The sequence below is a fragment of the Mycolicibacterium parafortuitum genome, assembly GCF_010725485.1.
Classification (GTDB): Bacteria; Actinomycetota; Actinomycetes; order Mycobacteriales; family Mycobacteriaceae; genus Mycobacterium.
On the sequence record NZ_AP022598.1, the window covers coordinates 3,593,518 to 3,608,560 of the forward strand.

Annotated in this window: 14 protein-coding genes; 5 read left to right on the top strand and 9 right to left on the bottom strand. The window is 67.8% G+C overall.

Going from position 1 to position 15,043, the window contains the following annotated elements:
• Positions 1-21: 21 nt before the first annotated feature.
• Positions 22-1,050: a Rieske 2Fe-2S domain-containing protein gene (locus NTM_RS17235; RefSeq protein ID WP_163766956.1), complete on the top strand. Its 1,029-nt coding sequence runs from the start codon at positions 22-24 to the stop codon at positions 1,048-1,050.
• Positions 1,051-1,062: 12 nt separating this feature from the next.
• Positions 1,063-2,136 carry an NAD(P)H-dependent amine dehydrogenase family protein gene (locus NTM_RS17240; protein WP_163766957.1) on the top strand — a complete coding sequence of 358 codons (1,074 nt, stop codon included), beginning with the start codon at positions 1,063-1,065 and terminating at the stop codon, positions 2,134-2,136.
• Here the strand turns inward: NTM_RS17240 and NTM_RS17245 are convergent.
• Positions 2,098-3,732: an HNH endonuclease signature motif containing protein gene (locus NTM_RS17245; protein WP_163766958.1), complete on the bottom strand. Its 1,635-nt coding sequence runs from the start codon at positions 3,730-3,732 to the stop codon at positions 2,098-2,100. The genes NTM_RS17240 and NTM_RS17245 overlap by 39 nt on opposite strands.
• 169 nt (positions 3,733-3,901) lie before the next feature.
• Here NTM_RS17245 and NTM_RS17250 point away from each other — a divergent pair, with 169 nt between their 5' ends.
• On the top strand, positions 3,902-4,618 hold the full coding sequence (locus NTM_RS17250; protein ID WP_232079742.1) for a bleomycin resistance protein: 717 nt from the start codon (positions 3,902-3,904) through the stop codon (positions 4,616-4,618).
• Here NTM_RS17250 and NTM_RS17255 read toward each other — a convergent pair.
• From NTM_RS17255 to NTM_RS17275, 5 genes are read right to left on the bottom strand one after another with little or no spacing between them, the layout of a single operon-like run.
• On the bottom strand, positions 4,615-5,355 hold the full coding sequence (locus NTM_RS17255) for an SDR family NAD(P)-dependent oxidoreductase (protein ID WP_163766959.1): 741 nt from the start codon (positions 5,353-5,355) through the stop codon (positions 4,615-4,617). The two genes, NTM_RS17250 and NTM_RS17255, sit on opposite strands and share 4 nt — an antisense overlap.
• Before the next feature lie 31 nt (positions 5,356-5,386).
• Positions 5,387-6,985 (bottom strand): dipeptide ABC transporter ATP-binding protein, encoded by a 1,599-nt coding sequence (locus NTM_RS17260; RefSeq protein WP_163766960.1) that lies wholly within the window; start codon positions 6,983-6,985, stop codon positions 5,387-5,389.
• Entirely contained in the window at positions 6,982-7,863 is an 882-nt protein-coding gene (locus NTM_RS17265) for an ABC transporter permease (RefSeq protein ID WP_163766961.1), read from the bottom strand. The genes NTM_RS17260 and NTM_RS17265 overlap by 4 nt, the downstream gene beginning before the upstream one ends.
• Entirely contained in the window at positions 7,860-8,807 is a 948-nt protein-coding gene (locus NTM_RS17270; RefSeq protein ID WP_104863556.1) for an ABC transporter permease, read from the bottom strand. Before NTM_RS17270 ends, NTM_RS17265 begins: the two co-directional genes overlap by 4 nt.
• Entirely contained in the window at positions 8,807-10,360 is a 1,554-nt protein-coding gene (locus NTM_RS17275; RefSeq protein WP_163766963.1) for an ABC transporter substrate-binding protein, read from the bottom strand. Before NTM_RS17275 ends, NTM_RS17270 begins: the two co-directional genes overlap by 1 nt.
• A 119-nt stretch (positions 10,361-10,479) precedes the next feature.
• Between NTM_RS17275 and NTM_RS17280 the strand changes: the two genes are divergently transcribed.
• Positions 10,480-11,007 (top strand): hypothetical protein, encoded by a 528-nt coding sequence (locus NTM_RS17280; RefSeq protein ID WP_104863265.1) that lies wholly within the window; start codon positions 10,480-10,482, stop codon positions 11,005-11,007.
• Between the two features lies 1 nt (position 11,008).
• A complete protein-coding gene (locus NTM_RS17285; RefSeq protein ID WP_104863264.1) occupies positions 11,009-12,079 on the top strand; it encodes an NAD(P)H-dependent amine dehydrogenase family protein in 1,071 nt (356 codons plus the stop codon).
• Here NTM_RS17285 and NTM_RS17290 read toward each other — a convergent pair.
• From NTM_RS17290 to NTM_RS17300, 3 genes are all read right to left on the bottom strand, one after another.
• Positions 12,076-13,161 carry a class I SAM-dependent methyltransferase gene (locus NTM_RS17290; protein ID WP_179963950.1) on the bottom strand — a complete coding sequence of 362 codons (1,086 nt, stop codon included), beginning with the start codon at positions 13,159-13,161 and terminating at the stop codon, positions 12,076-12,078. The genes NTM_RS17285 and NTM_RS17290 overlap by 4 nt on opposite strands.
• Positions 13,162-13,235: 74 nt before the next feature.
• Positions 13,236-13,865 carry an MBL fold metallo-hydrolase gene (locus NTM_RS17295; RefSeq protein WP_163766964.1) on the bottom strand — a complete coding sequence of 210 codons (630 nt, stop codon included), beginning with the start codon at positions 13,863-13,865 and terminating at the stop codon, positions 13,236-13,238.
• Positions 13,862-14,947: an S-(hydroxymethyl)mycothiol dehydrogenase gene (locus NTM_RS17300; RefSeq protein WP_163766965.1), complete on the bottom strand. Its 1,086-nt coding sequence runs from the start codon at positions 14,945-14,947 to the stop codon at positions 13,862-13,864. The genes NTM_RS17295 and NTM_RS17300 overlap by 4 nt, the downstream gene beginning before the upstream one ends.
• Positions 14,948-15,043 lie beyond the last annotated feature (96 nt).

Below are 15,043 nucleotides of genomic sequence, written 5' to 3' on the forward strand. Positions count from 1 at the left end.
AGCTGTTCTATTGTTCGGGGCATGGCCAAACCGCCCCTGTCGATGAAACCGACTGGCTGGTTCCAGGTCGCCTGGTCCGACGAGATCGGCGTCGGTGCCGTGCACACGATGAAGTACTTCGATCAGGAGATGATCGCCTGGCGCGCCGAATCCGGTCAGCTGACGGTGATGAACGCGTACTGCGAGCACCTCGGCGCTCATCTGGGGTTCGGCGGCACCGTGCACGGCGAGGTGCTGCAGTGTCCGTTCCACGGCTGGCAGTGGAATCAGCAGGGCCGCAACGTGTGTATCCCGTACGAGGACCGGCCCAACCGGGGCCGGCGGATCAAGACCTATCCGGTGGTCGAGCGCAACGAGTGCGTCTACATCTGGCACGACATCGAGAACCGTGAGCCGTTCTTCGACGCGCCGGACGTCTTCGCGAGCTTCGGCGCCGACGCCACCGTCGACGACTACTACCCGCAACAGCGGCTGTTCGAGCAGGGCCTGGAGATGCACCCGCAGTACGTCCTCGAAAACGGGGTGGACTTCGCGCATTTCAAGTTCGTGCACCAAACGCCGATCGTGCCGGTGTTCACCCGCCACGACTTCGACGATCCGATCTCCTACGTGGACTTCACGATCACGTTCGAAGGTGACGACGGACAGAAGATCGAGGATGTGCGCAGCGGGGTCGAGGCGATCAACGGCGGGCTCGGGATCGCGGTGACCAAGAGTTGGGGGATGATCGACAACCGGACCATCTCGGCGATCACCCCGGTCGACGATTCCACCTCGGATGTGCGCTTCATGGTCTACATCGGAAAACCCAAGGGTGAGGTGCGAAATCCGGACCGGGCGCGCGTCAAGGCCGAGGAGTTCGGCCTCGAGGTGATCCGGCAGTTCCGTCAGGACATCGACATCTGGGCGCATCAGCGCTACTCCGACCCGCCGGCGCTGGCGAGCTCGGAACTCAAGGGGTTCACCGCGATTCGCGAGTGGGCCAAGAGGTTCTACCCCGATGGCTTGGGCGGTAGCGCCGCCGAGCTGGCCGCCCGATCCGCCCAGTAGAGAGGCTCTCGCATGACGATCAAGGTTTTCCAGGTCGCGACCGGCAACGTCGGTAGCGAGATGATCAAGAGGATCGCCGACCAGCCGGACCTCGAGCTCATCGGCGTGCACTGCTATTCGCCGGACAAGGTCGGGCGCGATGCCGGCGAACTGGCGGGCCTGGCGCCCAACGGGGTGATCGCGACCGGCACGGTCGAGGAGATCATCGCCGCCAAACCCGACGTGGTGACCTTCCACGGGGTGTTCCCGGACGAGGATCTCTACGTCCAGGTGCTGGAGGCCGGCATCAATATCGTCACCACCGCCGACTGGATCACCGGGTGGCACCGCGACCACAACCATCCCCACCCTTCCGGTAAGCCGGTCACCCAGCTACTCCAAGAGGCCTGCGAGAAGGGCGGATCCACGTTCTACGGCACCGGGATGAACCCGGGGCTGAACCAGATCCTCGGGGTGGTGTGCTCGGCGGACGTCGCCGAGATCGAGAACATCACGACGATCGAGTCGGTCGACGTGTCGTGCCACCATTCCAAGGACACGTGGATCGAGGTCGGATACGGCCAGCCGGTCGACGATCCGTCGATCCCGGGCAAGCTGGAGAAGTACACCAGGGTGTTCGCCGACAGCGTCTACATGATGGCCGACTGTTTCGACCTGACGCTCGACGAGGTGAAGTTCAGCTATGAGCTCGGCGCGTGCACCAAGGACGTCGACCTGGGCTGGTACCAGCTGCCGAAGGGCTCGCTGGGTGGCAATTACATCAAGTACCAGGGCATCGTCGACGGGGTCCCGCGGGTGGAGACGCACCTGGAGTGGCAGATGACACCGCACACCGATCCGAGCTGGGATATCAAGGGCTGCTACATCACCCAGATCAAGGGTGACCCGAACATCTACAACAAGCACATGATCTTCCCGAAGCCCGGAGTCGACCTGTCCGATCCGGCCAGCTTCGCCTCGATCGGAATGACCGTCACCGGGATGCCCGCGCTGGCGTCGATCAAGTCGGTGGTCGCCGCGCGCCCGGGCATCATCACCTCCGCCGATCTACCACTGCGGGGTTTCGCCGGGCGGTTCAAGTTGTAGGTCCGCCAGGTTCTCGGCGTTCCTGCGGCGTTCTTCGTCGATACGCTGACGGCGTGCCTGCGCGCGGGTGGTCGTGCGCTTCGGCATGGTCAGACCCTCGGTGTGCTTAGGTGGGGGCCGGCTGGCGATGAATTCCGCTGTGGGCAAGCACAGTTCGGGGAAGAGCAGCATGCTTGCCGGGTAGGTGGTCGTGGTGATGCCTTCCGGGTCGGTCCACACGATCCTGCCGTCCGGAAACTGCCGGCTGGACCAGCCGGGCCAGAATGTCTTGAGCAGGTGATGTTCTCGGCACAGGCAGGCCAGGTTCGACGCACACGTGGGTCCGTACGGGTACGGGATCGTGTGGTCGATGTCGGCGGTCGTCGACGATCTCGTGCAGCCCGGGAACCGGCACGTCTGGTCACGGCACCGCACGAAGTCGGCGAGCGTCCGTGAGGGTCGGTATCGCGGTTCCGGCGGCGCCTGGCCGGGGTGGATGAGCTCCCTGACGGTGGCGTACATCGCGGCCTGGGCTGCGACCGGTGCCGGGAGGACCGCACCGCCGAGGATCGTCGCGGGGCCGGCGGTGCAGAACTCACCCCGGCCGTCGGCGAGGGCGCCGATCAGTCCTGTCAGCGTGTAGCTGTACCACGGGCGGGGGAGCAGTGGCGGATTCTTGCCTGCCAGCGCGCGGCGCTGCGCGGTGAGGTCGCGTGCGGGTTCGCGCTCAGTCTCGGGCTCGGAGTCGGGTGTCGGCTCCGTATCGCGCGGGGCTTCCGAATCAGAGGGCCCGCCAACACTATTCGTGTCCAAGACCTCTCGACGGGCAACGACGTGGATGACGATGCCGCCCGCGGCCGGCTTGGTCGCGGCGTCGCAGTCCTCGTTCTCGCACAGGCAGGGGAGACGGTCCCAACCGAATCCGACCGCGCCGATGGCCGCGGCGCGGCGCTGGTCCAGATCGCGGGGGTCGCGGGAGCACACGGTGCGGGCCAGTGCATCGAGGCGCCGGTCGAAGGCTTCGCCGTCGGTGCCGGATACGGTGGCCGTGACGTGTGAGGTGCCGGTGGCCGGCTCCGCAGACACGTCGACGTGGTGGCCGCGACTGGAGGATTCGCTGCGCCGCACCGCAAGCGGATCATGGAGCAACACCAGGGCGTCGACGTCGTGTTCGGATTGATCGAACGATTTCGCACCCCAGGTGCGCAGGGCTTCCGCAAGCTCGGAATCCAATGCGCGCAACGCGTCTGCGTCCTTCATCAGCATGGTGCGCGTGCAGATCATGTGGACCAGGCGGTACGCGATGAGGCCTCCGGCGAAGACCGCCGCGACCTTGGGTAGCCGTTCACGCAGCGTGACCGCGTCCATCAGCAGACCGCTGACCACTCCGCTGGTGACGGAGTGCGCGGCGCCGATCTGAGCGCACACCGCGCTCCAGTTGTCGCAACGCCACTGCTCACGGTCGGCCGAGCCGGATGCCGCGTAGGCGGCGGCGAGCATGTCGGCCATGAATCCCAACCGCGCCGCGCATGCGGCGTTCTCCAGTCGCGCGCACTCTCGAACCCCGGCACCAGGGCCTCGGATGTCCGCGACGGCGGCCAGGATCTTCTCGAACACACTTTCGATAGTAGTTGCGGGGAGGGCGCGCTGCACCGTCCATATCGCCGCCTGTGGATGAATCCGGCGTTGGGGATAACAGATAGCAGTGCGGCGCCGAAAACCAGGGAAAGTCGAGGTTTTCACATCTATGTGCGCGCGCGATCGCCGGTCTCTACCGTCGGGACGCATGACCGAGACGACGATTCCCCGGCTGATGGCGCGCTCGATCGAGCCGATCGCCGAGTTCTACGCCGCGCTGGGGTTCGAGATCACGTTCGAACAGACGGCGCCCTACCAGTTTCTGAGCGTCCGGCGCGGAGGTATCGAACTCGACTTCTACGGGGACAGAGAACACGATCCGCTGTCCTGCACGCATGCCTGCCTGGTCAGGACGGATGACGTGGACCTGCTCTACGGACGATTCACCGCGGGTCTGCGGGACGTTCTCGGATCAGTTCCGGTGCAGGGGATTCCGCGGATCGGCGCGTTGGCGGACATGAGCTACGGGGTGCGGCAGTTCCTCGTCACCGATCCCGGCGGGAACACGATCCAGGTGGCCCAGCCGATCAGCGACAATCAGCACCATCGTCCGCTGCCGCGCGGAACGTTCGACCGTGCGATCCACATGGGCTCGCTGTACGCGAACGCCAAGCAGGACCTGGCCTTGGCGGTGACGGTCCTCGACCGGGCGCTGCACCGGGCCGATGAGGAGCCGACCGTGATCCAGCTGGTGAAGCTCCTGGTGCTCCGCGCGGACGTGGCCGTCCGCCAAGGCCAGCCCGCCGTGGCGCGGGACCTGCTGACCCGTGCCAGGGCAACCGGGGCCGACGGACCAGAGCTTGCCGACGATCTCCGGCGGGCAGCAGAACTCGAAACCGCTCTCGGGTGGGACGAACCCCGCTAGCCCGCGCCCTTGCCGTTGTCCACCCGGTACACCGCGCCGTGCACCGCGGCCGCGTCGTCGCTGGCCAGGAACGCGATGGTCTTGGCGACGTCCTCGGTTTCCATGAACCCCCGCGGCGACGCGATCCGCATGATCAGATCCCAGTCCGCGTTCTCCGGTGCCTCGAACTCGGTGGTCTGCGCGGTCGGCATGCCGCCCGGGCAGATCGCGTTGACCCGCAACCGCTCCTTGGTGAACTCGACCGCCAGCGCGCGCGTCAGCCCGACCAGGCCGTGCTTGGCCGCGCAGTAGCCGGCCGAGTACACCTCGCCCTCCACCCCGGCGATCGACGCGACGTTGACGATGTTGCCCGCCGACTCCAGCAGATGCGGCAACGCGGCGCGGCACAGATAGAACGGACCGTTGAGGTTCACCGACAGATCCGTGGCCCAGTCGTCGTCGGTCATCGAAATCGTATGGCGCATCTTGTGGAACCCGGCGATGTTGGCCAGCACATCGAGGCGGCCGAACTGGGCCACGCATTCGGCGACGGCCTGCGCGCAGGCCTGAGGCGAGGTGACATCGACCGAGCTGTAGCGGCCATCGGGGATGTCGGCGAACACCTCGGCCAGCCGCGCGGTGTCCCGCGCGATGCCGAACACGGTCGCGCCCCGTTCGGCGAACAGCTTCGCCGTCGCCGCTCCCAATCCTGCCGATGCGCCCGTGACCAGGGCGACCTTGCCGCTGAGTTGTCCCATGCCCATGACCTTCTCATGGGCCCGTCGAGACTCACACGGCGGCGCGCGGTCTCACCGGTGGAACGGCGGCCAGCAGTTCGCGCGTGTACTCCTGCTCGGGTGAGGCGAACAGCTCGTCGGCCGGCCGATTCTCGACGACCCCGCCGTGCCGCATCACCAGCACCTCGTGGCTGAGCTGACGGATCACCGCGAGATCGTGCCCGATCAACAGGTAGGTCAGAGACAGCTCCGACTGCAGCCGCGACAGCAGGTCCAGCACGCGGGCCTGCACCGAGACGTCCAGCGATGCGGTCGCCTCGTCGAGGATCAGCAGTTCCGGTTCGGCGGCCAGCGCCCGCGCGATGCTGACCCGCTGGCGCTGCCCGCCGGACAGTTCGTGCGGATAGCGCTGGGCGAATTCGGCAGGCAGCCCGACCAGGTCAAGCAGCTCCCCGACGCGGCGGCGACGGGCATCCTTGCCGTCGACGAGCTTGTGCACCAGCAGCGGTTCGGCGATCGACGTGTCCACCCGGATACGGGGATTCAGCGATGAGAACGGATCCTGGAACACCATCCCGATCCGCCGCCGAATCTCCTTGGCGCCCTTGCCCTTCACGTGTAGCACGTCATCACCGGACAGCGTCGCGGTCCCGGCGTCCGGGGCCACCAGTCCGGTCAGCGCCGCCGCGACCGTGGACTTGCCCGAACCGGATTCACCGACCAACCCCAGGGTGGTGCCGCGCCGGATCCGGAACGACACGTCCTTGACCGCGTGCACCGTCGACCGGCCGACCGGCGACGACGTCGTGAACCTGACGTCCAGACCCGCGACATCCAGCAGCGTGTCGTCGGCGTCCACCGGCGGGGGACCGGACCGCTCCAGCACCGGGCGCGCCGCCAGCAGATCGCGGGTGTAGTCGTCGCGCGGGTGGTCGAAGACCTCCATGATCGGTGCCTGCTCGACGGCCACCCCGTCGCGCATCACCGTGACCTCGTCGGCGACCTGACCGATCACCCCGAGGTCGTGGCTGATCCACACCACCGCGGTGCCGAAATCCCGTTGCAGCGCCCGGACCAGCTCGATGATCTGCGCCTGCGTCGTGACGTCGAGGGCGGTGGTGGGTTCGTCGGCGATCAGCAGCTCCGGGTCACACGCCAGCGCGATCGCGATCATCACCCGCTGGCGCTGCCCGCCGGAGAGCTGGTGCGGATAGGCGTGCAGCCGGGTCTGCGGATCCGGCAGGCCCACCGCGTCGAGGAGTTCGACGGCCCGTCCGGTCGCCGCACGCCGCGTCATATTGCGGTGGGTCTGCAGGGATTCGGTGATCTGCCGTTCCAGGGTCAGCAGCGGGTTCAGTGAGGTGCCCGGATCCTGGAAGACGAACCCGACACGGGCGCCGTGCACGCTGCGCAGGACTTTCGGTGAGGCGCCGACCAGTTCGACGTCGCCGGCCAGCGTGCTGCTTCCGGAGACCCGCGCACCGGGTGCGTCGAGCAGGCCGGTGGCCGCCAGCACCGTCATCGTCTTGCCCGATCCGGACTCGCCGACGATACCGACCGTCTTCTCACGGTCCACCTCGAACGAGACGCCGTCGACGATGGTTCGGGCCCCGATGCGCACCGACAGATCCCTGACGCCGAGAACGGTCATGATTCCCGCCTCCGCGCCTCGATCGTGGTGCGCTGCTTGGGATCCAGCACATCCCGCAGCCCGTCGCCGAACAGGTTGAACGCCAACACGATCACGAAGATCGCGGCGCCGGGGAACACCGCCATCCACCACGCCATCGTCACGAATCCCTGTGAGTCGAAGATCATTCGGCCCAGTGACGGCTGCGGCGGCTGAATCCCCAACCCCAGGAACGACAGCGCCGCTTCGGACAGGATCGCGAACGCCAGCGACAGCGAGGTCTGCACGATCAGCGGTCCGGCGATGTTGGGCAGGATGTGGCGCCGCAGGATGTACAGGTCGCCGGTGCCCATCGCCCGTGACACCGATACATACGGTTCGGTCCGGACACTGAGGGTGCTGGCCCGCGCGACGCGCGCGAAGATCGGTGTGTACACGATGCCGATCGCGAGGATGGTGGTCGTCACGCCCGGCCCGAGGATCGCGACCACCGCCAGCGCGAGCAGCAGCACCGGGAACGCGAACATCACGTCGACCACCCGCATCAGCACCGTGTCCAGCCACCCGCCGCGGTATCCCGCGACCACCCCGACCGTGACTCCGACGACGAGGGCGAATGCGACGCTGACCACCGCGATCCGCATCGACGCCTGCACCGCGACCAGCACCCGTGACAGCACGTCACGCCCCAGCTCGTCAGTGCCGAACCAGTGCGAACCGTTCGGCGCCGCAAGCGCGTTCGGGACGTCGACGTCGTTGACTCCGTACGGCGCAATCCAGGTCGCGGTCACCGCGATGACCGCGACCGCGACGAGCACCAGCGTGCTGACCAGCGTGACGGGATTGCGGGCGAGGAGGCGCCACGACGACAGGCGGGTGTCCGGTTCGGTGGTCGTCATCCCAGTCGGATCCTCGGGTCCACGACGGCGTACAGCACGTCGACGAGCAGATTGATCAGCAGGAACAACGCCGCGATCAGCAGCACCGCGCCCTGGATCAGCGGGTAGTCACGGGCGGCCACCGCGTTGTAGACCAATCGGCCCAAACCCGGCCAGGCGAACACCACTTCGACGACGATCACGCCACCGAGCAGGGTTGCGAGCTGGATACCGGTGATGGTCAGGATCGGCACGAGCGCGTTGCGGACGGTGTGCCGGAACGTCACGACGCGCGGTGCGAGACCCTTCGACCGCGCGGTGCGCACGTATCCCATCGACGCGACCTCCAGCACCGCCGACCGCACGTAGCGGGTCATGATCGCAGCGGCGACGACCCCGACGGTCAACCCCGGCAGGATGATGTGGCGCAGCCAGCCCGCCGGGTCCTCGAACAGCGGCCGGTACCCCGAGGTCGGCAGCCAGCCCAGCGTGGTGGAGAACAGCGCGATCAGCAGGATGCCCATCCAGAAGTCCGGTATCGACACACCGAACTGGCTGGTGACCCGCACGATCGCATCGCTGGCCCTGCCCTCGCGCAGTGCCGAGTACACCCCGGCCGGCAGCGCGATCGCCAGCGCGATCACGATGCCCGTCAGACCCAGCGACAGCGTGGCCGGAAGGCGTTCCAGCAGCGTGACGGTGACGGGATCGCCGTTGCGGAAGCTGACGCCCAGATCCCCGGTCAGCGCCGACCCGATGTAGCCGAAGAACTGCGAGATCAGTGGACGATCCAAACCGCTTGCGGCGCGCAGGGCTTCGTAGGCCTCCGGGGTGTAGCGGGTGCCCAGCGCGATGCGCACCGGGTCACCGGGCACCAGGTGCACGAGCGCGAACACCAGGACCAGCACCCCGAACATCACGACCGCCGAATACAGCAACCGCTGCGCGACGAAGCGCAGGATCATCACGACTGTGCCTCCCCGTCGGGGTGCAGCGACGCCGTCCGGAACCGCACCGCGCCGTCGCGGCGCGCCTGGTAGCCCGACAGTGCTGGGTTCCAGGCCTGGATCACCGACGGGTTGTACAGGTAGATGTAGCTGACCTCATCGGCGATCAACGTCGCCGCCTTCGCGTACTCGTCCTTGCGGGCCTGTTCGTCGGTTTCGACGCGGCCGGCGTCGAGCAGGCGGTCGACCTCGGCATTGGAGAACTTCTGCGCATTGCTGGTGCCGTCGGTGTGGTGCTGGGCGTAGTAGAAGTCGTCGGGGTCGATGTTGCCGAGCCAGCCCATCATCAGCATGTCGAAGTTGCCCGAGTTCTGTTCGTCGAGCCAGGTCGCGAAGTCCACGGTGCGGATGTTGACCGTGAAGCCCAGCGGCGCAAGGTTGTCGGCGACGATCTGGGCCGCCGTGACCGTCTCGGGATACTCGGTGGTGACCAGCATGTCGAGATCGCCGGGCTGAGTCCCGGCCTCCCGCAACAGTGTCCGCGCAGTGTCCAGTCCGGCCTCCCCGTCCTCGCGGTATCTGTCGTAGGGGGTGAACCACGGATTGCCCTGCGGGATCGCGAGCTCGTTGACCGCCGCGGTGCCGTAGCTGGTGGCCTGCACGATCGCGTCGCGGTCGATCGCATACGCGATGGCCTGGCGCACCCGAACGTCGTCCCACGGGGCGCGCGCCTGGTTCAGCGCCAGGTACCAGTAGTCGTTGCTGGGGGTGACGGCGAGCTCCAGCGATTCGTCGTCACGCAGCTGGGCGACGCGCTGCGGTGGCACGGAGTCCGTCCAGTCGACCTCACCGGCCTGCAGCGCCGACAGCGCCGTCGACGGCTCGGAGATGAACCGGAACGTCACCCCGCTCACGCCGGGCGCGCCGCCCCAGTAGTCCGGGTTCGCGCGCAGCGAGATCGAGTCGCCACTCTTCTGCCCGATGAAGCTGAACGGGCCCGTGCCCACCGGGTGGGTCGCGATCTGTCCGCTCTCCACGTTGGCGCGCGACACGATCGCCATCCCCTTGAAGCCGCCGAGGTTGGTCAGCATGTTCGGCGTCGGACGGTCGACGCGGACGACGACGGTGGCCGGGTCCAGCGCCTCCACCGCACGCACCGACGCGAACTTGTCCGAGTTGGCGAGCTGCTCGTCGATGATGCGGCGGTAGGAGAACACGACGTCGTCGGAGGTCAGCGGGGAGCCGTCGTGGAACGTCACGCCCGGGCGCAGCCGGAACGTCCACGTGAGTTGATCGGGGCTGACCTCCCAGGACTGCGCCAGCGCCGGCTGCATCTGCAGGTTCTCGTCCGGTTCGACAAGGGTGTCGAACACGTTCTCCAGCACCTCGAAGGAGAAGTACGCCGTGGTCTTGTGTGGGTCGAGTTGATCCGGTTCACCGGCGATCGCGGCGATCAGCGCCCCGGACGTGCCCTCTCCGAGGTCGACGCGCTGGCCCGTCGAACACCCCGTCGCGGTAAGCAGAAAAGCGCATATGGCGAGAACAGCGGCCCTCACCGCCGTTCTCGCCATATGCCTACCACCCCGAACTCGAACTTGCTGACGACCCTCTACCCGGTGCCCCGGGACGCAAAACACCGCCGGAGGACAAAGCCGTGACTTTGATCAGTGGCGGCTGAAATACTGCGGGCATGAAGATGCTGCGCGGTGTTGCCGCGGTCGCCGTACTGGCCGGTGCCTCCGTCGGGCTGGGAGTCGGGGCGGCCGCCCCCGCCGCCGCCGACGTCCCCGTGATGCAGGGCGAGTACAACTACGTCTCCGAGGGGCAGACCGGCGTCTGGACCATCTACCCGACCTGTGTGCCCGTCGTCGGTGACCTGCGCGAGCCGCTGTACCTTCCGGTCGGCTGCACGCTGCACGTCGGGCCGTCCACCGGTCTCAGTGGCGGCGACGCCCGGCTCACCGGCGGGCTGTGGACCTTCACGACCGACAAGCGTGAGGGGATGAAGTGCCCCGACGGCAGCTTCGCGCCGACCACCGAGGAGGTCTCGTTCAACGAGACCTCGGGTACGCGACGCATCCTGCACACCGGGGTGTGCGGCCTGCAGCCGGGCATGATCGAAGTGCCGTTCACGCTGTCGTTCAAGCAGCCCCTGCCGATCCCGGTCGACCAGTACCCGCTGATCTGCGAGCCCGGCGGCCTGCGCCGGTGCTTCTGACATGAAGCGGGTCGTGATCTGGGGGACCGGCTTCGTCGGCCGGATGGTGATCGCCGAGGTGGTCAAGCATCCGCGCTTCGAGCTGGTCGGTGTCGGGGTCGGCAACCCTGACAAGGTCGGCCGCGACGTCGGCGACATCTGCGGGCTCGGCCGGGACCTCGGTCTCACCGCGACCGACGACGTCGACGCGCTGATCGACCTGAAACCCGACGCGCTGGTCCACTACGGGCCGACCGCGGCGCGCGCCGACGCCAACATCGAGTTGATCTCCCGGTTCCTGCGCGCCGGCATCGACGTGTGCTCGACCGCGATGACCCCGTGGATCTGGCCCACGATGCACCTGAACCCGCCGAACTGGATCGAACCCATCACGGTCGCCTGCGAACTCGGTGAGTCGTCCTGCTTCACCACCGGAATCGATCCGGGTTTCGCCAACGACCTGTTCCCGATGACGCTGATGGGGTTGTGCTCAGAGGTCCGCACGGTGCGCGCGTCGGAGTTGTTGGACTACACCAACTACGAAGGCGACTACGACAGGGAGATGGGGATCGGGAAACCACCCGAGTTCCGGCCGATGCTGGAGAACCCTGACATCCTGGTCTTCGCCTGGGGCGCAACGGTTCCGATGATCGCCCACGCCGCGGGCATCATGCTCGACGAGATCACCACCACCTGGGAGAAATGGGTCACCCCCGACGAGCGCAAGACCGCCAAGGGCGTCATCGCCCCCGGTAACGTCGCCGCGGTCCGGTTCACCATCAACGGCGTGTACCGCGGCGAGACCCGCATCCAACTCGAGCACGTCAACCGCATCGGCAACGACGCCGCCCCGGACTGGCCGTCCGGCAACGAGAACGACGTCTATCGCGTGGACATCGAGGGCACGCCGAGCATCTTCCAGGAGACCGCGTTCCGGTTCACCGACGGCTCCGGCCGGGACGCCGCCGCGGCCGGATGCCTCGCCACCGGCCTGCGGGCCCTGAACGCGGTGCCCGCGGTCAACGACCTGCCGCCGGGATGGGTCACCGCGCTGGACCTGCCGCTGATCCCGGGGGCCGGGACGATCCGCTAGCTCTTCGGCCGCTTGTGCAGTACCACGTGCGCCAGCGGGATCCTCGTCCGCTCGGGGGCGGCCGCCATCCGCTCCGCGACGCCCTTCTCCAGCCGGTCGCAGAACTCCGCGACGCGCTGACCGGTCGCCGCGCCGTCGAGCGCCTGCGTCATCGCGGCGAACACCGACACGCGCGCGAATCCGGCCCATCGTTGGCCGAAAGCCTTGGCGTCGTTGTCGATTCGGTACCGTGCCCAAAACCGGTCCTCGGCGTCGAAGATCTCCAGATGCTCGATCTCCAGACCTTCGAAGCGCCCCGACGGGGCGAACGGCGCCCGGAAGTCCGCCGCCGCGCGCGCCACGGTCGGGATGCACATCCGGGCCAGTTCGTCGGCGGTCAGCACGCCCGCGCCTGCCAACTCGGCGAGCGCGTCGAGCATCGCGGTCATCATCGGCCGCAGACCGCCGTTGCCGTCCTCGTCGAGCGCCTGCGTCATCACCAGCAGGCGACCGCCGGGGCACAGTTCGCGGCCCCGGAAGGCGACGAACTCGTGCCAGTCCCGGGCGGCCTGTTTGGCGTAGGCATCGCGGATGGCCTGATCCGAGGTGAATGCCACCTGCAGTCGGCCCTCGACACTGCACGGGGTCTGGGTCAGCCAGTCGACCGCCCACGCGCTCCAGCCGAGGTTGACGCTGTTCGACGGCATGATCTGGCGGTAGAACGACCGGCCGACCGCCGACACGTAGGTCGCCTTGTCCTTGTGCAGGTAGCTGTCCGGGTCGTTCTCCAGGACGTGGAACAGCGCGCTGAAATCGTTGTCGGCCCTGTCGGTGTGCGCGACGAGCACGGAGTGCTCGGGCCGGGTTCGCTTGCGCAGCACCGCGATCGCCGCGCCGACGGGAAGCAGCGAGGTCATCCCGTCGGCGGCGCCGTAGTCGGCGATCACGATCGGCTGCGGAGGCTGGGGGATCGGCACCGCGGCGGCCGCCCGCTCGAAGACCGCGATCGCGGGGACCAGGCCCGAGGCCTGCAGCCGCGACGCGGCGCTGTAGAACGGGCTGCCGGCGGGTTCCGGACGCACGACGATGCTGGACTCAGCCATCATCTCTCAAACCGTAGTCCTCGCACCCGCCGCGTGTCGGAGTTCGAGGCCGAGGAACGCCGGAACCCGCAGGCCTAGTGGCCCCGCGCGACCCACTCGTCGTAGTGCACGATCTCGTCACCCACCGTCGTCGAATCACCGTGTCCGGTGTAGACGACCGTCTCGCCGGGCAGCTTGCCCAGCCGGCCCGAGATCGATTCCAGGATGGTCGGGAAATCCGAGAACGACCGGCCCGTCGCCCCCGGCCCGCCCTGGAACAGCGTGTCGCCGCTGAACACCGCGTTGAGTTCCGGCGCGTGCCAGCACACCGAACCGGGGGAGTGCCCCGGGGTGTGCAGCGCACGCAGTTCGGTGCCGGCGACCCGCAGCGTCTCGCGGTCGGACACCGAACGGAAGTCACTGTCCGGGTGCGTCATTCGCCACAGCACCTCGTCAGCGGGATGCAGCAGCACCGGCGCGTCGAGCGCCTGGCCCAGCTGCGGGGCAACCGTGACGTGGTCGTTGTGGCCGTGCGTGCAGACGACCGCGACCACGTGCCTGCCGCCGACGGCCTCGATGATCGGGTCCGCGGTGTGCGCGGCGTCGAACACCACCACTTCCTTGTCGTCGCCGACCAGCCAGATGTTGTTGTCGACGTCCCAGCTGCCGCCGTCGAGTTCGAACGTGCCGCTGGTGACCAGCCGCTGGATCGGTCCGCCGGTCACAGGACCACCACCGAACGCAGCACCTCGCCGGCGTGCATTTTGTGGAAGGCGTCTTCGATGTGGTCGAGTCCGATGCGTTCGGAGACGAATTTGTCGAGGGGGAAGCGGCCTTGGAGGTAGAGGCTGATGAGGGTGGGGAAGTCGCGTTCGGGTAGGCAGTCGCCGTACCAGGAGGATTTGAGTGCTCCGCCGCGGGAGAAGAAGTCGATCAGCGGCATGTCCAGGGTCATGTCGGGGGTGGGGACGCCGACCAGGACGACGGTGCCGGCGAGGTCGCGGGCGTAGAAGGCTTGTTTCCAGGTTTCGGGGCGTCCGACGGCGTCGATGACGACGTCGGCGCCGAACCCGTCGGTGAGATCTTGGATCGTGGCCACCGGGTCGAGGTCTCGGGCGTTGATGGTGTGGGTGGCGCCGAAGTGCCGGGCCCAGTCCAGTTTCCGGTTGTCGGTGTCGACGGCGATGATCTTCTTGGCCCCGACCAGTGCGGCGCCGGCGATGGCGGCATCACCGACGCCGCCGCAGCCGATGACCGCGACGGTGTCGTCGCGGGTGAGCGCGCCGGTGTTGATGGCCGCGCCGAGGCCGGCCATCACGCCGCAGCCCAGCAGGCCGGCGGCGGCGGGGTCGGCGGCGGGATCGACTTTGGTGCACTGACCCTCGTGGACGAGGGTTTTGTCGGCGAACGCGCCGATGCCCAGGGCGGGGGTCAGTTCGGTGCCGTCGGTCAGCGTCATCTTCTGGGTGGCGTTGTGGGTGTCGAAGCACAGGTGCGGGCGGCCGCGTTTGCAGGCGCGGCATTGTCCGCAGACGGCGCGCCAGTTGAGGATGACGAAGTCGCCGGGTGCGACGTTGGTGACGCCCTCGCCCACGGTTTCGACGATGCCGGCGGCTTCGTGGCCGAGCAGGAACGGGAACTCGTCGTTGATGCCGCCGTCGCGGTAGGTCAGGTCGGTGTGGCAGACCCCGCAGGCCTGGACGGCCACGACCACTTCGCCGGGTCCGGGATCGGGGATGACGATGTCGACCACCTCGACCGGCTGGCCCTTGGCCCGCGAAATCACACCACGCACTGTCTGAGTCATGCCTGAACCCTAATGGGTCCGGCTCACTCGAGACATGTCTGGCCGTATTGGACGGCAGGCTCGCCAAACGGTCCGCCCAACTGGTCTGACCGGCCT